We start from the raw sequence: 22,334 nt of genomic DNA, 5'->3' as shown, positions 1-22,334 counted from the left end.
TGAAACCCTGCCGGAGCCACATTCTAATCAACTCCGGCGGGCCAAAAACTGCGAAACCAGCACTCCATCGATCCGCAGACCTTCGATATTACACCCGGAAAGCTCGACCCCACGCAGGTCGCAATGCACAAATTTGCTTTTATGCAGGTCACAATCCTCAAAAAGTAACGGCCGTTGTTCCGCATTCGGGTCGTACATCGGATGGTCCGATGGGCACATGCCAATGTTCCGAAACACCGCCCCGCCCAACTGCGCGCCCTCAATTTTGAGATCGCTCAGATTAGCATCTGTGATCGATATATTACTCATATTCACGTCATTGAGCGCCGAACCGGACAGCATTACGCGGTTTGCAGTGATGACCGCGCATTCACTATCAAGCGTGATTTGTTTGATGGTTTCCATGGGGTATTTCTTTTTAAGATGAAAGCGGATCACTAAGTCTGCACCGGGGGAAGGCACGGTTGCCAATGTAAAAATAGTTAAGCGACAACAGCGCCGAAAGGGTTATTAGCGACGGATTTGATGTGCAATCAGGACAACGTTTCCTGCGGATCACTTGGTAGACGAGGCCTGATCAACACCAGCATGAAAAGCGTTATTCCAAATACAAACCCGCCAAGCGTCCAGGCCAGTTTGTGGCCGTTTCGCATTTCAGCCGGCTCTTTTTTCGGTTCAAGAATGATGAAATCGTTATTGACGGGCTTCCGTAATGCATTTTGAACAGCTATACGAAAGTTCGACCGATCATACGATGCCGGCTTATTTTCGAAATGGTCGACTGTGTAAAAGTCATATTGATGCATTTTGGTTGTGCATTCATTGAAAAACGTCCTGAAACGCTGTTCTTTCTCTCTCTGACTAAGCAAATTGCTGATTTGCTTATGAAAAGCAACACCATACCAACAGCGCGGCGTCATGGTTAGGGCCTGTTTTTTATGCGTCAGGATCGGATTTACAAAATAAATATCCATATGCAGATCCTGCTTGAACCGCCCAAGTGCTCTAAATGAATAATGTACGCCCCCAATAAATTTATGCACTGCGAACTCCTTCACCCGGTAATATCTAACCCGGTCATGTTTATGGATTTCTTTCACATTTTTGACCTCCAACAACTCACCGGTAGCAGTTGTGAGCAGAAACTGTGAAGGAATGAGCATGGCCGCCATCGAAACCCAGGCAACGCATTGCATTTGCCAGCTCCCTTTATCTTTTCCCGCTTTATATTCGAGTCTGTCGAATCGTGGTTTCAGCCAGATCAAAATGGGAATCCACGGGGCAATAACCGGTATCCAAAATTGCCAGATGTCCTCATCCAGCTCCATAATCGGGAATTTGCCCAGGAACAGCCACCACCTCAGAAACACAAGAAGCAGTAAAGTAGCCCAGGCGACAATGATAAATGGAATAAGAATGCGTTTGAGTTTTGTAAGGTAGTTTGGGTTGATGTGCATTATTTGAAATACTTGTTAAAGTCGTTGATCTGATCGATCTTCTTGGCGGCAAACTTCCGCCTACTCTCATCGGAGCTGTATTTCAGAGGAATCTTGACCCTTTTTCTTACCAGGTCGTTCTCTTCCTCACTGTACACGTAGAATTCAATGTACCATTCTTTGGTGAGGTCTCCGCCTCGATCGCGAAGTAAGGCTAGCTTATAGCCTTCGGCTTTGCTGTCCTTTTCCATGCCATATGTGTGTGACTTTTTTGTCCCGCTATTTGTCCCGAAAAGCAAAAACGCCGTTCCTGATAACAGAAACAGCGTTTTGTGCCGAAGGCGGGACTCGAACCCGCATGGGGCAACCCCCACACGCCCCTGAAACGTGCGTGTCTACCAGTTTCACCACTTCGGCTTGAAATCGGTGGGCAAAGATAGCAATCTTGTTTTGGACTTTACAAGCGTTTCGGGTTTCAGAATGTGAAAAAATCTGAAAAATTTAAATTTTTACGCCTTCGTACAATGCCGGAATGTGGATTTTACGGTATCCGGCCTTTTCCAGCCTCAATTTGAATGCAATTTGCGTCTCGTACTCGCCGTGGACGAGGAACACTTCCTTTACACGTTCGGGCTTTTGGCATGAGAGAAATTCGATCATTTCGTTGTAATCCCCGTGTCCGGAGAAAGAATCCATCGTTTCGACGCGGCATTTAACGTCGAAGCGCTCGCCGAAAATGTTCACCTGCTTGTCGCCACGCTTCAACGCGCCCGCGAGCGTGTTGGCAGATGCGTAGCCCACGAGTAAAATAGTCGAGTTTGGATCGCCAATGTTGTTTTTGATGTGATGCTTAATGCGCCCGGCTTCGGCCATTCCCGAGGCGGAAATGATGATGCAAGGCTCGTGCCGATCGTTCAACGCGATGGAATCCTCTACGTCGGATATGTAGTTGAGATATGGAAATGCAAATGCGTCGCCATCTTTTTCAATATAATCGAGAATTTCGGGGTTGAAGCACTCGTCGTGTTCCTTCATAATGGCCGTGGCGCGGATCGCTAGCGGGCTGTCGATATACACCGGGATTTGTGGAAGTTGTCCGGCGCTCGAAAGCTGATCGAGGGCATAAATAAGTTCCTGCGTGCGGTCGACGGCAAATGCCGGGATAATGAGCTTGCCGCGGCGGCGAATGCAGGTCTCCTGTACGATACGAAGCAAATGGGCGTGCATATCGATCTCCTTTTCGTGCAGCCGGTCGCCGTAAGTCGATTCGCAGATGATATAGTCAGCCTGCGGAAACTCTTCGGGCTTCCGAAGAATGCGGTCCTCGGGGCGGCCAATGTCGCCGGTAAACGTTACTTGTTTGAATGTCCCTCCATCAGGAATGCTCAAATGTACTGCGGCGCTGCCCAGCAAATGCGCGGCGTCGGTCAGGATTACCGATACTTCGTTGTTTTCTCCTAAAAAGAAAGTCTGTCCGTACCGTACAGTTTTGAAAAGCGATAATGCGTGTGCGGCATCTTCGGCGTTGTATAGTTCTTCGAGTAGGGGGCGGCCCTGCTTTTTACGGCGCTTATTGATGCGTTCAAGGTCTTTTTCCTGGATATGGGCACTGTCGAGCAGCATAATGCGGCAAAGGTCGGCGGTAGCGGCAGTACAGTAAATAGGCCCCTTGTAGCCCTTGCGCACGAGGCGCGGGAGCAGGCCCGAGTGGTCGATATGCGCGTGTGAAAGGATCACGTAATCGACGTCGGCGGGTTTGAAACCGAACTCCTGGTTGAACTCGTCGGTCTGGATGCCCTGGAAAAGGCCGCAGTCGAGCAATATTTTTGTTCCTTTTTCGGTGGTAATGAGGTGCTTGCTTCCGGTTACGGTGCGTGCGGCGCCAAAGAATTGGATAAGCATAAAGGTTGGGAATTTAGAACGTTGTTGAAAAAAGAGGGATCAGGCAAGAACGTAGATCGCGTCGAGATTACGCCCGATGCCGTCGTAGTCGAGGCCGTAGCCAACCACAAATTTATTTTCGATTTCAAAGCCGACATAGCGCATATCCACGGGCGTTTTCAATGCTTCCGGCTTGTGCAGCAAAGTAGCAATTTCAACGGATTTGGGCGACATTGCCTTCACTTTTGTGATCAGTTGCGACATGGTAAGGCCTGTGTCGACAATGTCTTCAATGATAATCACGTCCCGACCCGCAATGCTGGCGTCCATCCCGATGATCTCCCGTACTGACCCCGTTGAAGATGTTTGGGAATAGGAAGAAAGTCGTATGAAGTTGATCTCGCAAGCCAGTGAAATATTCTTGACCAGCTCGCTCGCGAACAGAAATGCGCCATTCAGGACGATGATGAATACGGGGCAGGAATCCGCATAATCGGAATTAATACCGGCGGCTAACTCGGCAATGCGTTTTTCGAGCGTTTCGCGCGAAATAAAGGGGACAAATGTTTTATCCAGAATGTTAATCATAATTTTGAAGTGCGAATCAAGTTCCAACGGACGACAAAACTCCGTTGGAATCCGGGCGCCGGAGTGTGTTAAATACTCTGAGGATCAATATTAACTCTTTTTTTAAAAACCGGGCTGCTGACAAACGCAAAATATAAATCCGGCGTTAATAGGACAGATTTACCCCTGCTATGAGAAGATCAGTTGTTAACATAATCATATTCTGCTGCTTAACTGTCATTACAAGCCACATTGCGACCGCGCAACTATATTCTTCGGCCGAGCTGGACAAGAAGTATGCGATGGTTCTCCAGAATCCCGGGGTACAGATCGAGTCGACCGAGGCGATCAATAAATTGTACAATTACCAGTTCTACGAAGCGGATGCGGAGTTCCGGTGGCTCAAATACCGGTATCCCAAACACCCTATGCCCCATTTTTTGATGGGTCTGGCCGAGTGGTGGAAAATTGTACCAAACACAGAAAACGAAGCGTACGACAAGACCTTTCTCGCGCAGATGGATTCAACCATTACGCTCGCAGAAGAGTTGTACGACGATCAGGAAAATAAAATTGAACCTGCATTCTTCCTCGCAGCGGCCTACGCATTCAAAGGTAGGCTCTATGCAGAGCGCGAAAGTTGGGCTAAAGCAGCGTTTGCGGGGAAAAAATCATTGAAATATTTCGAACAATGCAAGGGTAATGGTGACCTCTCGCCGGAATTGCTGTTCGGCGACGGCCTTTATAACTACTATGCCGAATGGGTGCCTAAGGAATACCCGATCCTGAAACCAATCCTGGCACTCTTCCCGAAAGGCAACAAGAAGCTGGGTGAGCAGCAGTTGGAGAAAGTGGGGAACAATGCATTTTACACCCGCGTCGAGGCCCGCTATTTCCTTTTGCAGATTTACAGCATGGAAAACGAGTACAGTAAGGCATACGAGATGGCCAAATACATGTGGCAGACGTTCCCAAACAATCCCTATTTCGAGCGGTATTTCTGCCGGACGGCATTTGTTACGGGCAAAATGGCGGAGGCGGAGCAGGCTGCGCAGAATATTATTGCAAAAATCAACCAGGGAATGCCAGGTTATGAGGGTGTAAGCGGCCGGAACGCTGCTTATGTACTGGCCTATTACAATATGAATTACCACCGTAATTATGACGCGGCCAGCGAGTATTACAAAAAGGCGATTGATTATTCTACCCAAACCAACTCCCTGAACGCAGGATACTATGTTTCCTCGCTGTTAGGTTTAGGTAAAATCGCCGAGTATAAAAAGGATTACGACGAAGCCCTGCGCTACTATAAGCTGGCCGATGATCGCGCCGATAAAAAGTCCAGCCAGGACAAGGAAGCAAAGGCGGCAATTGCGAATTTGAAGAAGATGAAGCGCGAACAGCGGAGACGGCGGTAATATTAACGACAAATATTACGGTGCGCTGCACCTTGCGTAGGCTTTGATTCGGCATTTCTACAATTCTTACGGTGCTCTGCACCTTGACGTTAAGGTGCAGAGCACCGTAAGAATTGTAGAAAATGAAAATGCGGCATATTTGCGAAAATTATTCCGACCGTTTCAATTTTGCATAGTGTTTGAAAAACAGGGGTATCGTTTCAATGCCCTTGTAATAATTGAACAATCCATAGCTCTCATTCGGCGAATGCAATGCGTCGATATCCAGCCCGAAGCCCATCAGAATGCTCTTACATCCCAATTCCCGCTCAAAGAGCGCGACAATAGGAATGCTGCCGCCGCCGCGGGTAGGGATGGGCTTCTTGCCAAATGACTCTTCCATGGCCAGTTCGGCCGCGCGGTATTCAACCGAGTCGGTCGGTGTTACGTAGGGCAGGCCGCCGTGGTGCGGTACCACTTTCACTTTTACAGAAGCAGGTGCGATGGATTCAAAATGCTTTGTAAAGATTTCGCAGATCTCGTCATCGTTCTGGTGAGGCACGAGGCGCATGGAGATCTTGGCGTGCGCTTTTGATGGCAGCACGGTTTTCGCGCCCTCACCGATATAGCCACCCCAGATGCCGTTTACGTCCAAAGTAGGGCGTACCGAGGTTCTTTCGATGGTTGTATAACCTCTTTCGCCGGCAACGTCGTCGATCCCGAGGTCTTTTTTGTATTCTTCCAAATCAAATGGCGCCGCGTTCAGCGCCGCGCGCTCTGACGCGCTCAGTTCCTGAACTTTGTCATAAAAGCCCGGAATGGTAATGTGCCCATGCTCGTCTTTCAGCGAGGCGATCATTTCGCAAAGGACGTTGATCGGATTTGCTACGCCACCGCCGTACACACCTGAATGCAGATCACGATTAGCACCTGTTACTTCTACCTCGACGTATGTCAGTCCCCGTAGACCGGTTTCGATCGATGGAACGTCGTTGGCGATGATACTGGTGTCGGAAATAAGGATCGTATCGCATTGCAGCATTTCCTTATGTTTTCGGACAAATGTTCCAAGATTCGACGATCCAATTTCCTCTTCCCCTTCAATCATCACCTTCACATTACACGCAAGCGTACCCGTAGCGAGCATGATTTCCATCGCCTTGATATGCATATAAAACTGGCCCTTGTCGTCGCAGGCACCGCGCGCGTAAATGCGGTCGTTCTTAATCACCGGCTCGAACGGAGGCGAGTTCCAGAGTTCGTAGGGGTCGGCCGGCTGTACGTCGTAATGGCCGTAAACGAGTACAGTTGGCAATGCAGGATCGATGATTTTTTCGCCGTAAACCACTGGATGTCCTTCGGTTTCGTAAATTTCAGCGCGGTCGGCGCCAGCTTCGGCAATGCGGTCGCGCACGTATTCCGCGGCTTTGAGCATGTCGGGCTTGAACTTCGAATCGGCGCTTACGGATGGAATGCGGAGCAAATCGAGTAGTTCGTTGAGAAACCGGTCGCGGTTCTTTTCAATATATTCTTGCATTGAATGGTTGTTTTTAGTCTTTACTGAATCGGCGGTCAAGTTAAAAAAATAACCCCTAAGGTGTGCCTCAGGGGTTGGGATTAACAAGGGTTAGATTAAGAATGTCAGCTACGCGCCTTCGATTTCGCGAAAATGTTCACGCGATTCTCGTTGCCTTTCAGCAGCCGGCCGATGTTTTTCTGGTGCGTAAAGACAACCAGAACGAACATGGTAAATCCAAAAACGACCAGCAAAGGCTCAGGATGTCCGAAAACGCCGGTCCAGGAAAGTACCGGAAACGCCAGTGTCGCGAGGATCGAGCTCAGCGATACGTACTGAGATGCTATTAGTGTCAGAATAAATATGGTAATACAAACGGAGGCCAGCTCGGGGTGAATGGCCAGTACCATTCCGAGGAGCGTGGCAATGCCCTTACCGCCTTTGAAATTCACGAAAATTGGGAAGATATGGCCGATAATCGCGATGATCCCGAAGATGATCTTGTACATCAGGAGCTCGGTTTCGCCGATTTCGTTCATATAGAAAAGCATGGAAGCGAGACAAGTGGCCGTCCAGCCTTTCAGTACGTCGATGAGCATTACAACTGTCCCCGCACGTTTGCCTAATACCCGGAACGTGTTGGTGGCACCCGCGTTACCGCTGCCGTGTTTCCTGACATCTATTCCAAAATACCCAATGCCATACCAGACTGAACTTGGGATGGAACCCAGCAAATAAGCAGCAACAATCGCAACTATTAATAAGGCAACACTCATTTTGTACTATTCAAAGATAAATTTAAATTACAAAAAGTTTTTCTCAAAAATACGATAGTTGGAGGATTTTACAAGCGAATGACGCGTAAAACTACCTTTCAGGGCACAATTTTTCAAAAATTAGCAGAAACTATTGTAAATGCCGCTAATTACATCAGAATCCTTCTGTCGGTTCGGCTTTTTTCTTCTTTTCTTCGGTTTGGGAGGCTGCCGGTTTCTTCTTCGCAGTTTTCACGAGCTTCGCTTTCTTCATCGCCGGCTGGTAGAAATCGTCGAATCGGTTAACAAACATATCCTTCTCTTCAGTTCCAATGCTTACGAGGGTCATGTCCTTGGATTTCACTGCCTTAGATTTTGCGACGATCTCGTCATTGAAATCGAGCATCGATGAAACGACACCTAGCTCGCCTGCTTTCAGGTCAAAATAATACCATACGTCCGGAGAAGCTTCGAGATAAAGACTAAACTCGTCACCTTCCACGCCGCGGCGGAGTTCCAGCACGCCGGTCATTTGCGCATTGATATTGTTGCGGCCGAAATGCGATACGCCGATAGGCCCCTGCGAGTAGTACGCATTATGCACAGGCGACCAGTGCAAGTTCACATTCGAAAGCACCATAGGCATATCGAGCAACGGCGAAGCTTCGAAAATCGGTTTGTAGCCACCGGCTGTGAGTTTCATATAAGCGTCGACGCCTTTCGGGCCGATCAGTGCGGACAGTTTGCGGTTCAGCTGGTCGGGATCGTCGTCTGCGGCCGTGCTATTGGACTCTGCCAGATTCGTTTCCACGATTTTGGCAGCAAGCGTTGGGGCAATCGGTGTCAATGCAGGGACATTGAAAAGCAACATCGTGTTGAAACGGAATTTCGAGCTATCCACCTGCACTTCGGCACTACCTACGGTTTGCAGCCAGTTGGCTTGCATGAGCTTGAATGGCCCTGCGAATGTAGCGAGGCCGGTTTTATCGTCGAAGCTCAGCGCATTACCCTCGTCGATGAGTCCATCGGCACCCGGCGGCGGGTTTACACGGAATGCTTTTTTATCCTCATCATAGCTCAGGTTACCTTGCGCCTGGTAGATATCCTCGTCCCCGTCCGAATCCTTGGGCGACAGGAAGCTCATGTACATACCCTTCGCTTCATTATAATGCAGCCCGACCGAAAGCGGGATCTCGTGCTCATTTTTGAGGTCTTTATTGATTTTAATAGAAACTGATTCGCCCGGAGAATCCTGGTACACGATCCATGAACTCTGGAAATCTTTCCGATACTTGATCACGGGCTTCACAAAGCCATCCAGTTTCAGCGACGGTTCGTAAGCGACGAGGTTAATTGCGCCCTTATACTGAATACGGGGCGAAAGGAATAAGTTTTCGGCTTCTTTAATATCAGCCCGTGCCGTGGTGTAGTATTTAACACCTGGGGTAGCTGCCTTATCTTTTGGCTTACGCTTGCCTTCCTCGCCGGCACCTACTTCCACGAGCTCGAAATTCTGCATTTTGATATTAAATGTGTCCTTTCTTGCCGTAATGTACTGATAAGTGGCCGAGCCTTCGAAGTGGTTGCGAGAGTCGATACGGATGTCGGCGTCGCGCAGGTGGTGCGAGACATTCAGCGTATCAATCTCAATGCGGGCCTTTTTCAACGGTACGATTTTGCCTTTGCTGTCCACGGCCACCATGCCGCGGTCCGGAATGATTTTCACGTCGGCAGTTTGAATGAAAGGTACGCCTCTGATGTTCAGAGTCACTTTTTCAATGTCATAAATTGCCTCCGAGCCATTAAAAGTCAGGCCCTCCTGATCGGGATCGGTGGAGGTGTAAGAGGAGGTTTCGCCCAAACCTTTCATGAGGATCGTCTTCTTGGTCATGTCCCACTTGGCGCTTCCGATGAGTGTCTGATAGGAAGCGGTCGGGATTTGCATACCGGAAGAATCATTGCCGAAACCCGACTCGTCGGTCACGAAGTTGGCAATACCGGTTTTGAAGTTGAAATCGATATTGACATTGTTACCGGTCAGCAGCTTTTTGGTGGACTTCATATCCGCGCTATTGATCGCAAATGCGGATTTATTAGCCAGAAATCCATCTTTATTGAATTTGATATCCGGCGAAGTGAGCTCGGAATCGGCTCGTTTCAGCTTACCATTTCCATATAAACCCGTCGAGCGGAGCAGCAAACTACCTTCCAGGTTGGTAGTCCCCTGGTGGAATGCGAAAGATTTGCCCGTGGTACTGATAAACATACTATCCGCATTGGGGTACCATTTCAAGGCATAATCTTTCAAAGCCACAGCGGGGAAGTAGCCTTTACCGATGGTGGCCTCCTTAATGCTCGCAACATCGCCGGTCGCCATGAGTGAATCGGAGGTAAGCAATACATTTTTGGCATTCATCGAGGCCGACAAGTATTTCAATATCGCTTTCGAATGCAAGCCGGTATTGTCCATTGTCAATGTATCCGTAAACTTCGCCAGTGCCTTGCCATCGTACAGTTTCATGTCAGTAACCGGCGGTTTGTAGTCAAAACCGAGCGAGTTATCGGGCATGCTTTTCAAAATGGTCTGAATAGGCGGGATAATGCCGTTGGAATTAAATGTACCTTCGAAAATGACGTCACGCTGGTCGAGGCCGTCCATATCGATCTTGGGAATCTTGAAAAAGACTTCCCGCGGATAAAGCACGGTCCCTCGTTCCGGCTGGTCGAAGTACACGATCATACCGTCGGGGACGACGAGCCTGGGTGATTTTTTAATGCCTTTCTGGATCCCCGACTTGTTTTTCGGGTCGCTGAGGTAGAACGTACCACCTTTTTCATACTTCACATGCCCACCGACTTCGCCTTTCTGCCCTTTGGCAAACTTGTCGCGCGGCGTAAAGGTGATCGAATCCGATGGCGCTACATTCACAAAAAACTGGTTGTAATCGAACTTGATATTCTGGCCGCGGAACTGGTAGTTGGATGCAACCATTTGCCCATTGAGCGTGAAATTGCGGTTTTTACCGATGATCACCTTTTTGTCGGAAGGGACGGCATATATTTTCAGCGAATCGCTGACGATGAACCTCGAAACACCCAGGACTGTGAGCATGGTATCGGGCAGGTAAATGGTCGCGTTGGCAACCTCGTCGTTGGCTGCAAACTGGCCGCTTACCTGGAAATTGTCATAATCGGCTTTGTCCAGGTTCGCCAGGACATACATCACGCCCTTTTTGCTCAAGGCGTATTCATCGGTTGCTTTATTGTAGATGAAATAGTCGTCGAGCGCGAGCCTCTGCAATGCATTGCGGATGATCGTCGGGTTCTGCTTGAATTTGGCGGCCAGTTCCTCCGGAAGGAAAGACGTCTTTTTAGTCGTCTGCGCGTAGTTCGCAGCCATAATCAGCGGCTGGAAGCCAAACTCCTTATTGATCTCTCTGAAACGCTCCTTTTTGAAATAATCGAAGGATTCGAGACGGACCGGTACCTCTGTTTTACCATTAATACGCAAAAATTCCACCTTATCGGTTGGGAAACGCCAGCGCATGGCCTGCGACCAGATGTTCATTTTGTGGTAAGAATCGCGGTAGGGAAGTGGGCCATAGTCGGTTTTGTCCATCCTGCCAAGGCTTACGAGTCCTTCATCGTCATTGTATTTAAATGTGACACCCTGGTGCGTCAGCGAATCCGCACCCAGCGGCATCGAAAACAATGCAAAATTGGCCGTGAAAACGGAGTCTCTGAGCGCAAAACGCTTACTGCGCGCCGTGAATGCATGTTTATCCTGGTATTTGACTTTAATGGTCGAGTACTTGTCGTTCAAGGCGGAGCTGTACCGGTCCAGGCCAATGAGCGAATAGCCGCCCTCGTAATCGATATTCTTGCGGACTTCTTTCAGTTTGGCATCGATATCATTCGAAACGAAGCGCGGATACTGTGCAGGCTGGCCTTTAATGCGCTTGACGCCGCGATATTCCACCGTTCCCTTTACCGGAGCCGCCAGGTAATTGTCCGAATGCAGGGTACTGTTCTCGGCAATCAGTTTAGGATGATTTATATTAAAAGAAAAGGCATCGAGGTCTGCGTAAATGCTCGAATCCCCCGCCGTTTGCCAGGTAAACTTGCCGTTTTTACCGACAAATACCCCATCGCGCAGCGAAACGCTTCCATTTGCAGGTCCGAAAACAACCGAATCGCCGCCGGCGACCATCGCAAAAGTGGCGTTTTCAAGATCCATCAGCGGCCCTGCTATAACCGGCAAAGGGACAGGTTTCGTAGGCGTGATCACGAAGTTGGAATCAACGGGCGTATCCCAGCCGTCGTTGGCGGCCTGGGTTTCTTTGGCTACGGTCGTGTCGGCTTTGGTGTCGAACCTGTATTTGAAATTCCCGCCCAGCAGATAGAGCGTATTATAGTTGCTGGTGTATAATTTGTTGCTTTCGGTAATCGGAAGGCTGGTTTGGAGTACTTTTTGGAAAGTCTTTGCGTCGTATTTTTCGCCGGCGTTGGCCGCTACATCCAGGAAGCCATCGAGCTTATCCGGCGATTTTTTGGCCAGCGCCTGGGTATTTCGAATGAGCAATGCCAGCAAAGGTCCTCCTTTTTGTCCTTTTGCTACCTGTGTTTTGACAATCCCGATGAATTTCGCCTGCTGCTGCGCATTGATCCCCGACATCCAGACGCTATCGAGCTGGGCCGTCGAGCGGATGAATTGCGGGTTCCGGCTGCCGTCCATAATCTTACGGAGCTGCGGCATAAACTGCGCGGGATCATCCGATAGTTTAATCCCTTGTGCAGTCGCGTTTTTTCCGATAAAAGTCAGCAGGTAAAGCAGTATAGCGAAACGAAATATCTTCATGGTTTGTAGCTGTTAGCTTTCAGCAATTAGCTAATGGACTATTTGATTTTTTCAAAAACAACGGTTGCCCATTGGTTGCGCGTATTGGATCTCAGCTTTTTCAAGCCGTTTTCCGCTGCACATTTTTCAATATCGGCCTGATCGGTTTCATAAAATCCGCTGGTGACAAGCCAGCCGCCGGGCTCCAGGTGCTTTACATAGGTCGGAATTTCCGCCAGCAGGATATTCCGGTTGATATTGGCCAGGACACCTCCGAAAATTTTCTCTTCCGGCACATCCTGGATCGTCCCCTGAAACACTTCCGATTCGGCAGCGAGCCCATTCATAGCGAAATTCTCGCGGGTGTTCTCCACAGCCCATTCGTCAATATCGAAGCCCAGCAAGTGCGAAGCGCCGAGTTTGTACGCCAAAATCGCCAGTATCCCTGTCCCGCAGCCTACATCCATGATCGAAAGACGCTCATGAGGCAGGCTAAGTTGCTCATTCATCACGAGCCACGTCGTTTCGTGGTGTCCTGTGCCGAACGACATTTTAGGTTGGATCAGCAAATCGTATTTAAAAGAGGGATCGGGCTCATGAAACGTCGCCCGCACGCGTACCTGGTTACCCACCTCGATCGGCTCGTAGCTTTTCTCCCATTCCTCGTTCCAGTTCCTCCTTTCTAACGATTTCCAGGTTGCGGCTATTGTCGTTAAATCCAGGTATTTGGCTGTCAAATCGTGGATTGCCTGCTCGTTAAAATCGGCCTCCTGAATGTAAGCGAGCAATCCTTCGTCGGTTTCGACAAACGATTCAAATCCTGCCTCACCCAGTTCTGCCATTAATATCTCCGAAAACTCGGGATCTACTTTCAAATCCAGTTCGATATAATTCATTGTAATTGATTATTGGTAAAAATTGTGGGGTGAAGGTGTTGAAAAATTTCAGGAATCAGGACGATTAATCCCGGTAATTTTAAATCCAATTTAAAATTACCGGGATTAATCGTATTTACGTGAGGTCAAAGCTGGGTTACCTATCTTTAAAATTCGTAAATTTGAGTAAACCTAAGGAACGAAATATGTACACCGCAGTGAAGGGAACTTACGAAAACGGCGTTCTGACCTTGGAAGAAACGCCGCCAACCGTCGAGAAATCGGAGGTGGTCGTGTTGTTTATGAATGAGGATAAGTCAAAGGCACCAGAAGTGAGAGCAAAGCGCGTCAGACTTGGGAGTTTGGCTCATAAGGGCTATCAAATTCCAGAGGATTTCAATGCGCCATTGGATGACTTAAAAGATTATAAATAATGCAGCGGTACTTGCTCGATACCCAGGTGCTTATATATGGGCGCTCACTTCTCCGCTGAAATTATCTCCCAATACTATTAATGTGCTATCGATCCATGCCATATTTGTTTCGCATGTGAGCCTTCTGGAAATCGCCATCAAACAAAAGATCGGCAAACTCCCCGACCTGCCGATTTCGATTAACGAGTTAGAGAAGGTGATTCTCGCAGATGGTTTTGGGTTAATACCAATATCTGCCGCGCACATCGATAATTACAATGTCATTCCGCTGCACGAAGAACACCGCGATCCGTTCGACCGGCTTATCCTGGCAACCGCATATTCAGAGAAAATGCCTATTATTTCCGCAGATGGAAATTTCAAGATTTACAGCGAAATCATTTCACTCATAGAGGCATGAAATGTAAAAAGCCCGATAGCATCACACTATCAGGCTTTTTACATGCTATTAGGGCTTCCGCCGCTTCGCGGCCAAATCATGCGCCGTGTCATAATACGACCGCAGATTCATCCAGTCAAAAACATCCGAAATATTTTCAACCCTGTTGCGCTGCATAATGCGGTCGCGGCGTTGCATTCTCACGAACTTGAAGAGGATATCGGCAAGTTGGTCTGCGGCTTGCGAGAAGGTCTGCGATTTGCGGTTAATGACGTAAATGCCCCGGTTTTCGTAGTCACGCATGATTTGCATGATGTAGTCGCCGAAACCTGACAGGTCGCTGGTGACCGTCGGAACGCCGCGGACGACGCATTCCAGCGGGGTGTAGCCCCAGGGCTCATAGTAACTCGGGAACACGCCCAAATGGCAGCCACGAACAAATTGCCCGTAATCGAGACCGAACAACGGGTTGGTCGAAGCGATGAAATCCGGGTGGTAAACGATTTTGACGCGGTCGCGCTCGTTGTTGACCAGGTTGGCGCGCTTACAGAAATCGGTAATGCCGTCTTCCTGTTTAAGGTCGTGCGTGACAAACGCGGGGAGCCTGTCAGTTTTCCAGCTCTGGATGGTCCTTCTTAAGCGCAGCCGCCAGTATTCGTCCACAAACTCGTTCAAATCAGGCATTTTGTGATCGGCACCCGAAGCGGTGGCGAGGAACAGCTTTTCCCCGACTTCCTTCTCAATGGCCGTACAGGTTTCCTGCAACTCATTCAACACAGCGCGCGATTGCAAAACGTCAGGATTGACCGACGTATAGGGCTGCTTGGTAACGATAAACATCACCACCGTCATGTCCATATTCGCCTGTACCATTTTCCAGTTCAGGCGCGCGAGGGCTTCCAGCGTGAGGTCGTAACCCTTGTTGGAATACTCATAACGGCCCGATGTGAAGAAATAGAGCGTCTTGTCCAGGTCGAAAGAGTAGCTGGGAAAGAAATGCCCCATCACAAATTCGTGGATGCGTTCCTTATGCTTCAAGTGCAGGTTCTGGAACTCATGCACGGCCTGGAAGCGCACTACGTTGAGGCCGTTTGGTGTGACAAGGTCGGGCATGCGGCCGAGGAACACTTCGCACTCGCGGGCGGTAACGTCGCTCACCGTGGTAAGCACGTGTGCATTCAACGCGGCCTGGCGTTCGATCGAGCATTGGGCGAGGATACCGTAGTTTTTTGCCTCCTGCTCCCAGTCGAAGAAAGGGAGTTTGTTGTAAAAACCCGATACATTCTGTGCCAGGTAACGGCCGAGCATGGTCGCGTGCGTTGTGAACGTCATGGCGATCTTGACATTCTCGCGTTTCAGCTCCGGGAGCCCGGTACTTGCCATCCATTCGTGGAATTGCACCGAGATTTCTTCGCGTTTGGCATTTTCTTCCGCGTATTCTTTCAGGAATATACGTACCAGTTCTCCAAAGCAAAGCGTCTGATTGACAAGGTGTTCTACGTTGATTGTCGGGATCCGGTTCTTTTCCCAGAGATTAAATTTGATCGCATCGAGCTGGTTCATAATGCTGTCGACATCGAACAGCACCACCCGTGGCTTTCCGGTTACGAGCCAGTAGCCATAATGCACCGCGAAACCCATGTCACGCATCCGCTTGACGACACGCCCTGCCGGGGAATCGTCAAGATCGTGAATCATTTCAAATTCGGAAGACGCTTTCTTTTCGAAATAAGGCCCAAGGAGAAAATAGTTCTCTTCCCATTTCTCAACCATGGCGGGCACCTTGGTCCTTATTACGGTATATATCCCTCCAACTTGATTACAAACCTCCCATGCAACTTCGAACAGGACGTTTTTCTTAGTGGTTTTGACAAATGGTTCCAATTAGGGTACAGTTTAAGCGTTACTAGGGTATTTAAAGGGATCCTGCGTCCGGTTATGTCACAAAAATCCTTGTTATTACACAATAAATATGCAGAAAAATAATTCAGAATTACAACACCTGAATGTTTGCGCACACAACGGCAAAGCCGGTTTAAAACATCATTCCAGTGTCAAAATATAACTAAGTCAAGAAAAGGCAACCAGCACCAATTTTCATATGCCGATCCAAATCAAACCGTTATTGCTCGAAATTAAGACGGTTGTCGGCTAACTTTGTTCCAAAATACGTTACTTTGGTTGGATTAACATTTTGCATTGGTCAGATAGTGAAAAAAATTAAAATTGTTGCGCTTTCCTTCGTTATTATCACGTTTTTGCTGGAAAGTTGCATGGCTCAGAGCGCGGAAACGGAGAGTAACCTGCCCCCGAAGAGAGAGTTTAGAGCGGTCTGGATTGCCACTGTCGACAATATTGATTGGCCAAGCAGCAAGACCCTTCTCCCCGAGGAGCAGCAGGAGGAGTTCTCTGAGCTGCTTGATTTTCACAAGCGGGTTGGGATGAATGCGGTGTTCGTGCAGGTGCGCGCCGCGGGGGATGCATTCTACGCCAAAAGTCCCGAACCGTGGTCGGAATGGCTTACGGGTGTGCAGGGACGCAAACCCGAACCCATGTGGGACCCGCTCGACTTCATGATTACCGAGGCGCATAAGCGGGGCCTCGAATTTCACGCCTGGCTGAACCTCAACCGCCTGGTGCATAAATCTTCCAAAAGCGTTTCAGCGGAGAATATCAGCCGGCTCCATCCGGAGTGGATTCTGACGTACGACGGTTATAAATTATTTGATTTCGGTATCCCGGAAGTGCGGAAGTTCATTACCGACATGACCGTCAACGTCGCCAGAAATTATGATGTCGACGGCATTCATTTCGACGATTATTTTTATCCGTATGCCGCTCCCGGACAGGTGATCCAGGACGACGCGACCTTCCGCAAATATTCCGACGGTTACACCAACAAGGCCGATTGGCGCCGCCATAATGTGGATTTATTAGTAAAACAAATCCACGATGCACTCGAAGCATTGAATCCGAGACTTAAATTCGGGATCAGTCCGTTCGGTGTGTGGCGTAATAAGGACCGTGACGCCGAAGGCTCCAAAACATTCGGAGCGCTGGCGTCTTATGACGATTTGTTCGCCGACAGCCGCCGCTGGGTAAAAGAGGGTTGGATCGACTACATTGCTCCGCAAGTCTATTTCTCTTCCGGGTTCAACAGGGTACCTTATAAAAACCTGGTGGATTGGTGGACCGAGAACTGTTTCGAAAGGCATTTATATATTGGTATGGGCGCCTACCGCGTCGGGTATAAGGACAGAGACTCGCATTGGTCAAATCCTGCCGAAATACCTAACCAGGTCCGTTACTTCCGCGATAGCGAGGCAGATGGGTCGATTTTTTTCAGTTCGAGATCGTTACGGGCCAACAGTCTCGGTTTTGTGGACTCATTGAAACGGGACCTTTTCAAATACCCTGCATTGATTCCTACCATGCCGTGGAAGGATAAAATTCCGCCATTATCCCCGAAAAGCCTGAAAGCCACATTGCTTTCCCGTGGCATTGAACTTACGTGGGAGCAACCCGATGAAGCTGCGGACGGCGATAAGGCTTGGTATTATGTCATTTATCGCTTCCCACCCGATGAAAAGGCTACTGCCCACGACCCACGCCGGATTCTCGGTATGTGCTATACAGGGGAGAAATTTGTGGATATGACCGCGGAATCGGGCAAAAGATACGTTTATTATGTTACGGCGGTGGATCGTCTGCACAACGAAGGCCGGCCCATCGGTCCGTTGCGGGTGGAAGTACACGATCAGAAGCTAGTCAGGTTTTAGGTATGAGCAACTCTATCCAATACGAATATAAACCCGGGCATTTCATTGCTTCGGCGCCTACCAAATACAACTCCGAAAATCTTCGTACAGAGGAGATGGTGCTCAATATGGGGCCGCAGCACCCGTCGACGCACGGCGTATTGCGGCTCGAAGTCGTGACCGATGGTGAGGTGGTGATTGATGTGGTGCCGCATTTGGGTTACCTGCACCGGTGTTTTGAAAAGCACGCCGAGTCATTGCCATTTAACCAGATCATTCCATATGTAGACCGCATGGATTACGTGGCCGCGATGAACTCGGAGCATGCTTATGTGATGGGTGTGGAGCGAATGCTGGGCATTGAAAACGACATTCCCAAACGCATTGAATACATCCGTGTTGTCGTGGCCGAGCTGAACCGCCTGGCCTCGCACTTCGTCGCGCTGGGGACGTACGCGATGGACATAGGCGCGTATACGCCCTTCCTGTGGATGATGCGCGACCGCGAACAGATCCTGCGCCTCCTCGAATGGACGTGCGGTGCGCGGATGTTGTACAATTATATATGGATAGGTGGGCTATTTTATGACTTGCCAGTCGGCTTTGAGGAGCGTTGTTCGGAGTTTGTCAAATATTTGAAGCCCAAGCTGACCGAATTGCAGCAGCTCGTAGTGGATAACAAGATATTTATTCAAAGAACTGCCAATGTGGGCGTGCTGCCGCTGGACGTGGCCATCAATTATGGTTGCACCGGTCCAATGCTGCGCGGTTCGGGTTTGAGATATGATTTGAGAAAAGTCGATGGCTACTCCGTGTATCCTGAGCTGGATTTTGAAATACCCATTGGTGAAGGCAAACTAGGTAAAACAGGCGATTGCTGGGACCGTACCTGGGTGCGCGTGGTGGAATGCTGGGAATCGGTCAAAATCATTGAACAGAGTTTGGTACAATTACAGGGAGACCATAAAAGGACCCGCGATTTTGATCCGCAAGCCATCGTTCCTAAGAAAATACGACCGAAGGCGATGGATTTCTATGTTCGTGCGGAGAATCCGAAAGGAGAACTGGGTTTTTATTTCCGTACCGACGGCCGCTCAGACATTCCCGTTCGCTGCAAGGCGCGGGCTTGTTCTTTCAATAACCTTTCGGTAATTGGTGAAATATCAAAAGGGGCATTGCTGGCTGACCTTGTCGCTGTGATTGGGTCTATTGATGTGGTAATGGGCGAGGTCGACAGGTAGATTTTTAGATTTGTATATAAATGAAAAGAGCCGCATGACCGCGGCTCTTTTCATTTACGATAACTCTTAAAATTACGCTTCTGCGGCAACGCCAACTAAATCGTGTTTCGCCAGGAACTCAGCGATCTGAACCGCATTGGTGGCAGCTCCTTTGCGCAGGTTATCCGCTACGATCCAGAGGTTCAGTGTTTTAGGCTGAGATTCATCGCGACGGATGCGGCCTACGAAAGTTTCGTCTTTGCCGTGCGCCGTCAATGGCATTGGGTACAATGCATTTTTCGGATCGTCCTGTACGATTACGCCTTCGGTTTCGCTCAGGATCTGGCGTACTTCATCGAGGTCGTATTCGTTTTCAAATTCGATGTTAACCGCCTCAGAGTGACCACCGATCGTAGGGATACGAACCGTTGTAGCGGTTACCGCGATGCTGTCGTCGCCCATGATCTTTTTCGTCTCGTTGGTCATTTTCATTTCCTCTTTGGTATAACCATTGTCGAGGAACACGTCGATGTGCGGCAATACGTTCAGGTCGATCTGGTGCGGGTATACTTTACCTTTGCTGTGGTCGCCGGCGCGTTCCGAGAACAGTTGATCTACGGCTGCTTTACCGGTTCCGGTTACCGATTGGTAAGTGGAAACAACCACACGCTTGATTTTATATTTTTTGTGCAACGGGTTCAGCACCACGACCATTTGAATGGTCGAGCAGTTCGGGTTGGCAATAATTTTGTCTTCTTTCGTCAATTCGCCTGCATTGATTTCCGGAACCACCAGTTTTTTGGTAGGGTCCATACGCCAGGCCGAAGAGTTATCTACAACGGTGATACCTGCTTCTGCGAATTTCGGTGCAAGGGCGAGGGAAGTGCCACCGCCAGCCGAGAAGATCGCGATCTCCGGTTTGGCAGCAATCGCATCCTCGAAGCCGATCACCTTTATCTGTTTACCCTTGAATGTAACTTCCTTGCCAACAGACCTTTCAGATGCGACGGCCAATAGCTCCGTCACCGGGAAATTACGCTCTTCGAGCACTTTGAGGATTTCGCCGCCCACCAGACCGGTAGCGCCTACTACTGCGATTTTCATTCTTGCATTAAGATTAAAAATGGATAGAATATGATTTACTCTTGGCGACAGACATACAACGCCCTTGCGAAAAGTGCCGCAAATTTACGCAGTTTTTTAGAATGATACCGGAAAATCAACCATTAATGCATTAAAATTCAGGAAGGAACGGTTAAAGCCGACATTTCAGAGTTGTTTACTAGGCTTTTCGGCTTTAATAACTTCGCTTATCAATCACTGAAATCATACACACGCTGAGGTGTAATGCAGGCGTCGAGTGGAATGTCATATTGATCAATATCCTCTATTTCATCCACTTCTTCAAATAGCGAAAGGCCTGCTTTGATGCAGTCAAGGCGTGTTTGAGGCAGAAATCTGTCATAATAGCCGCCGCCGTAGCCGACGCGATAACCTTTGCGGTCAAACGCAAGGAGTGGAACGAGGACAATATCGATTTCGTCCGGCGAAATTTTCTCAGAAGTCAACGGATCAGGCTCGGGGATCCGCCATTGGTTCGTGACCAAATGTGTGAAGGGAGTTATCAGGAAATGCTCCATTTCCCGCGTTCCGGGGATGATATACGGCGCGACAATGCGTATTGTCGGAAACGATTTTCTTAACATATCGATAATGCCGAACGTATCCACTTCCCGCGCATTGAGCTGCGGCAGGAAAGTGTGCAGCACCCCAAACGTCTTGCTCCGAAGGTATTTTTCAAGATTCTGCCTGATGAGGGCATGTTTTTCGGTCAGCGAGCGCTCATCTGCTTCCTTTCTTTTTTGTAAAAACTCCTTGCGCAATGCGGCCTTTTTCATCGGGTAATGTCTTCTTTTTGGGGATGTAATCGGAGGAAATTTCGCCTTTTTATTCTATTGTTCGTACTTTCACGGTCTGATTTCAAAATCTTTAACTATTGTATAGAATTTAAGACATGAGCAAAATTAAAGTTGACAATCCCGTCGTAGAACTGGATGGCGATGAAATGACCCGCATCATCTGGAAATTTATCAAGGAAAAACTGATCCTCCCTTACATTGACGTAGATATCAAATACTACGACTTGGGTATCGAGTACCGCGACGAGACCAATGACCAGGTGACTATCGATGCAGCCAACGCTATCAAAGAGTACGGCGTGGGTATCAAATGTGCGACTATCACACCTGACGAAGCACGTGTTGAAGAATTCGGCCTGAAACAAATGTGGAAATCGCCCAACGGAACGATCCGTAACATCCTCGATGGTACTGTGTTCCGTGAGCCGATTGTAATGAGCAATGTGCCTCGCCTGGTTACTAACTGGACGGCGCCAATTATCGTAGGTCGTCACGCATTCGGCGACCAATACCGTGCTACCGACTTTGTTGTACCGGGAAAAGGTAAACTGACGATCAAATTCGAAGGTGAAGACGGACAAGTAATCGAGCACGAAGTGTACCAGTTTAAAGGTGCAGGTGTGGCGATGGGTATGTACAATATCGACGAGTCGATCCGCGGCTTTGCGCGTTCATGCTTCAACGTGGCTTTGGACAAAGGATGGCCTTTGTACCTGTCTACCAAAAACACGATCCTTAAAAAATACGACGGCCGCTTCAAGGACATCTTCCAGGAAGTGTACGAAAACGAATACAAAGGAAAAGTACATTACGAGCACCGTCTGATCGACGATATGGTAGCTTCCGCATTGAAATGGGAAGGTAACTTCGTATGGGCTTGTAAAAACTACGACGGTGACGTTCAGTCGGATACCGTTGCGCAAGGTTTCGGCTCACTGGGTCTGATGACTTCTACATTGGTTACGCCGGATGGCAAAACCATGGAGGCCGAGGCCGCACACGGAACTGTAACTCGCCACTACCGTGAGCACCAGAAAGGCAAGCCTACTTCCACTAACCCGATCGCTTCCATCTTCGCATGGACCCGTGGTTTGGCGTTCCGTGGTAAGCTGGACAACAACCAACCGCTGATAGACTTCTCAGAAGCGCTTGAAAAAGTGTGTATCGAGACCGTAGAAAGCGGAAAAATGACCAAAGATTTGGCGGTGGGTATCTACGGAAACGATGTGAAACACGGTGAGCACTACCTGTACACAGAGGAATTCCTGGAAGCCATCGACGCTAACCTGAAAGCTGCTTTGGCATAACAACCACATTTAGTGGTACAAAGCCATCGGTTTCGTGAGAAGCCGATGGCTTT

18 protein-coding genes and 1 tRNA gene are annotated in these 22,334 nt (G+C 48.9%); 6 read left to right on the top strand and 13 right to left on the bottom strand.

What is annotated here, in order from left to right; genetic code table 11:
- Positions 1-27: 27 nt before the first annotated feature.
- The 6 genes from ACQ4MZ_RS27050 to hpt form a co-directional block, all read right to left on the bottom strand.
- A complete protein-coding gene (locus ACQ4MZ_RS27050; protein ID WP_430850475.1) occupies positions 28-405 on the bottom strand; it encodes a pentapeptide repeat-containing protein in 378 nt (125 codons plus the stop codon).
- Positions 406-533: 128 nt separating this feature from the next.
- Positions 534-1,457 (bottom strand): hypothetical protein, encoded by a 924-nt coding sequence (locus tag ACQ4MZ_RS27045; RefSeq protein ID WP_430850473.1) that lies wholly within the window; start codon positions 1,455-1,457, stop codon positions 534-536.
- On the bottom strand, positions 1,457-1,687 hold the full coding sequence (locus ACQ4MZ_RS27040; RefSeq protein ID WP_430850471.1) for a hypothetical protein: 231 nt from the start codon (positions 1,685-1,687) through the stop codon (positions 1,457-1,459). Before ACQ4MZ_RS27040 ends, ACQ4MZ_RS27045 begins: the two co-directional genes overlap by 1 nt.
- A gap of 82 nt (positions 1,688-1,769) precedes the next feature.
- A tRNA-Leu gene (locus ACQ4MZ_RS27035) sits at positions 1,770-1,853 on the bottom strand.
- Positions 1,854-1,937: 84 nt separating this feature from the next.
- Complete coding sequence (locus tag ACQ4MZ_RS27030) at positions 1,938-3,338, bottom strand: MBL fold metallo-hydrolase RNA specificity domain-containing protein (protein WP_430850469.1); 1,401 nt, start codon at positions 3,336-3,338, stop codon at positions 1,938-1,940.
- Between the two features lie 39 nt (positions 3,339-3,377).
- Positions 3,378-3,905, bottom strand: coding sequence for a hypoxanthine phosphoribosyltransferase (hpt, locus tag ACQ4MZ_RS27025; RefSeq protein ID WP_430850467.1), 528 nt, complete (start codon positions 3,903-3,905; stop codon positions 3,378-3,380).
- Positions 3,906-4,075: 170 nt separating this feature from the next.
- Here hpt and ACQ4MZ_RS27020 point away from each other — a divergent pair, with 170 nt between their 5' ends.
- A complete protein-coding gene (locus ACQ4MZ_RS27020) occupies positions 4,076-5,302 on the top strand; it encodes a tetratricopeptide repeat protein (protein WP_430850465.1) in 1,227 nt (408 codons plus the stop codon).
- Between the two features lie 148 nt (positions 5,303-5,450).
- Here the strand turns inward: ACQ4MZ_RS27020 and ACQ4MZ_RS27015 are convergent, their stop codons facing one another.
- The 4 genes from ACQ4MZ_RS27015 to prmA all read right to left on the bottom strand — a co-directional run bounded on the left by ACQ4MZ_RS27015 (position 5,451) and on the right by prmA (position 13,285).
- A complete protein-coding gene (locus ACQ4MZ_RS27015; RefSeq protein WP_430850463.1) occupies positions 5,451-6,857 on the bottom strand; it encodes a dipeptidase in 1,407 nt (468 codons plus the stop codon).
- Between the two features lie 65 nt (positions 6,858-6,922).
- Complete coding sequence (gene plsY, locus ACQ4MZ_RS27010) at positions 6,923-7,573, bottom strand: glycerol-3-phosphate 1-O-acyltransferase PlsY (protein ID WP_430850461.1); 651 nt, start codon at positions 7,571-7,573, stop codon at positions 6,923-6,925.
- A 154-nt stretch (positions 7,574-7,727) separates the two neighbouring features.
- On the bottom strand, positions 7,728-12,410 hold the full coding sequence (locus ACQ4MZ_RS27005) for a hypothetical protein (RefSeq protein WP_430850459.1): 4,683 nt from the start codon (positions 12,408-12,410) through the stop codon (positions 7,728-7,730).
- Between the two features lie 38 nt (positions 12,411-12,448).
- Positions 12,449-13,285 carry a 50S ribosomal protein L11 methyltransferase gene (gene prmA / locus ACQ4MZ_RS27000; protein ID WP_430850457.1) on the bottom strand — a complete coding sequence of 279 codons (837 nt, stop codon included), beginning with the start codon at positions 13,283-13,285 and terminating at the stop codon, positions 12,449-12,451.
- A 161-nt stretch (positions 13,286-13,446) separates the two neighbouring features.
- Between prmA and ACQ4MZ_RS26995 the strand changes: the two genes are divergently transcribed.
- Complete coding sequence (locus ACQ4MZ_RS26995; RefSeq protein WP_430850455.1) at positions 13,447-13,698, top strand: hypothetical protein; 252 nt, start codon at positions 13,447-13,449, stop codon at positions 13,696-13,698.
- 82 nt (positions 13,699-13,780) lie between these two features.
- Positions 13,781-14,098, top strand: a complete 318-nt coding sequence (locus ACQ4MZ_RS26990) for a type II toxin-antitoxin system VapC family toxin (RefSeq protein WP_430850453.1) — start codon at positions 13,781-13,783, stop codon at positions 14,096-14,098.
- A 48-nt stretch (positions 14,099-14,146) separates the two neighbouring features.
- On the opposite strand, the gene ACQ4MZ_RS26985 is transcribed toward ACQ4MZ_RS26990, so the two are convergent.
- The gene (locus ACQ4MZ_RS26985; RefSeq protein ID WP_430850451.1) at positions 14,147-15,961 is read right to left on the bottom strand and encodes a glycosyltransferase; all 1,815 of its coding nucleotides are present in this window, start codon (positions 15,959-15,961) and stop codon (positions 14,147-14,149) included.
- 326 nt (positions 15,962-16,287) lie between these two features.
- On the opposite strand from ACQ4MZ_RS26985, the gene ACQ4MZ_RS26980 reads away from it, so the two are divergent.
- Both ACQ4MZ_RS26980 and ACQ4MZ_RS26975 read left to right on the top strand, forming a co-directional pair.
- Entirely contained in the window at positions 16,288-17,856 is a 1,569-nt protein-coding gene (locus tag ACQ4MZ_RS26980) for a glycoside hydrolase family 10 protein (protein WP_430850449.1), read from the top strand.
- Between the two features lie 2 nt (positions 17,857-17,858).
- Positions 17,859-19,076 carry an NADH-quinone oxidoreductase subunit D gene (locus ACQ4MZ_RS26975; protein ID WP_430850447.1) on the top strand — a complete coding sequence of 406 codons (1,218 nt, stop codon included), beginning with the start codon at positions 17,859-17,861 and terminating at the stop codon, positions 19,074-19,076.
- 72 nt (positions 19,077-19,148) lie between these two features.
- On the opposite strand, the gene ACQ4MZ_RS26970 is transcribed toward ACQ4MZ_RS26975, so the two are convergent.
- Together ACQ4MZ_RS26970 and ACQ4MZ_RS26965 are read right to left on the bottom strand one after the other, a co-directional pair.
- Positions 19,149-20,159 carry an aspartate-semialdehyde dehydrogenase gene (locus tag ACQ4MZ_RS26970; RefSeq protein ID WP_430850445.1) on the bottom strand — a complete coding sequence of 337 codons (1,011 nt, stop codon included), beginning with the start codon at positions 20,157-20,159 and terminating at the stop codon, positions 19,149-19,151.
- Between the two features lie 209 nt (positions 20,160-20,368).
- On the bottom strand, positions 20,369-20,953 hold the full coding sequence (locus ACQ4MZ_RS26965; protein WP_430850443.1) for a 5-formyltetrahydrofolate cyclo-ligase: 585 nt from the start codon (positions 20,951-20,953) through the stop codon (positions 20,369-20,371).
- A 116-nt stretch (positions 20,954-21,069) separates the two neighbouring features.
- Between ACQ4MZ_RS26965 and ACQ4MZ_RS26960 the strand changes: the two genes are divergently transcribed.
- Entirely contained in the window at positions 21,070-22,281 is a 1,212-nt protein-coding gene (locus ACQ4MZ_RS26960; RefSeq protein WP_291201438.1) for an NADP-dependent isocitrate dehydrogenase, read from the top strand.
- Positions 22,282-22,334 lie beyond the last annotated feature (53 nt).

Origin of the sequence: Dyadobacter sp. BHUBP1 (assembly GCF_050587785.1) — a bacterium.
Lineage (GTDB): Bacteria > Bacteroidota > Bacteroidia > Cytophagales > Spirosomataceae > Dyadobacter.
This window is presented reverse-complemented; position numbering and strand designations above follow the sequence as displayed.

Bases quoted from the DNA above. Each gene is read 5' to 3' on its own strand.
- ACQ4MZ_RS27005 (WP_430850459.1), bottom strand. From the start codon at position 12,410: ATGAAGATATTTCGTTTCGCTATACTGCTTTACCTGCTGACTTTTATC.
- ACQ4MZ_RS27020 (WP_430850465.1), top strand. From the start codon at position 4,076: ATGAGAAGATCAGTTGTTAACATAATCATATTCTGCTGCTTAACTGTC.
- ACQ4MZ_RS27050 (WP_430850475.1), bottom strand. From the start codon at position 405: ATGGAAACCATCAAACAAATCACGCTTGATAGTGAATGCGCGGTCATC.
- ACQ4MZ_RS26965 (WP_430850443.1), bottom strand. From the start codon at position 20,953: ATGAAAAAGGCCGCATTGCGCAAGGAGTTTTTACAAAAAAGAAAGGAA.
- ACQ4MZ_RS26975 (WP_430850447.1), top strand. From the start codon at position 17,859: ATGAGCAACTCTATCCAATACGAATATAAACCCGGGCATTTCATTGCT.
- prmA (WP_430850457.1), bottom strand. From the start codon at position 13,285: ATGAATTATATCGAACTGGATTTGAAAGTAGATCCCGAGTTTTCGGAG.
- ACQ4MZ_RS27040 (WP_430850471.1), bottom strand. From the start codon at position 1,687: ATGGAAAAGGACAGCAAAGCCGAAGGCTATAAGCTAGCCTTACTTCGC.
- ACQ4MZ_RS26960 (WP_291201438.1), top strand. From the start codon at position 21,070: ATGAGCAAAATTAAAGTTGACAATCCCGTCGTAGAACTGGATGGCGAT.
- plsY (WP_430850461.1), bottom strand. From the start codon at position 7,573: ATGAGTGTTGCCTTATTAATAGTTGCGATTGTTGCTGCTTATTTGCTG.
- ACQ4MZ_RS27030 (WP_430850469.1), bottom strand. From the start codon at position 3,338: ATGCTTATCCAATTCTTTGGCGCCGCACGCACCGTAACCGGAAGCAAG.
- hpt (WP_430850467.1), bottom strand. From the start codon at position 3,905: ATGATTAACATTCTGGATAAAACATTTGTCCCCTTTATTTCGCGCGAA.
- ACQ4MZ_RS27045 (WP_430850473.1), bottom strand. From the start codon at position 1,457: ATGCACATCAACCCAAACTACCTTACAAAACTCAAACGCATTCTTATT.
- ACQ4MZ_RS26970 (WP_430850445.1), bottom strand. From the start codon at position 20,159: ATGAAAATCGCAGTAGTAGGCGCTACCGGTCTGGTGGGCGGCGAAATC.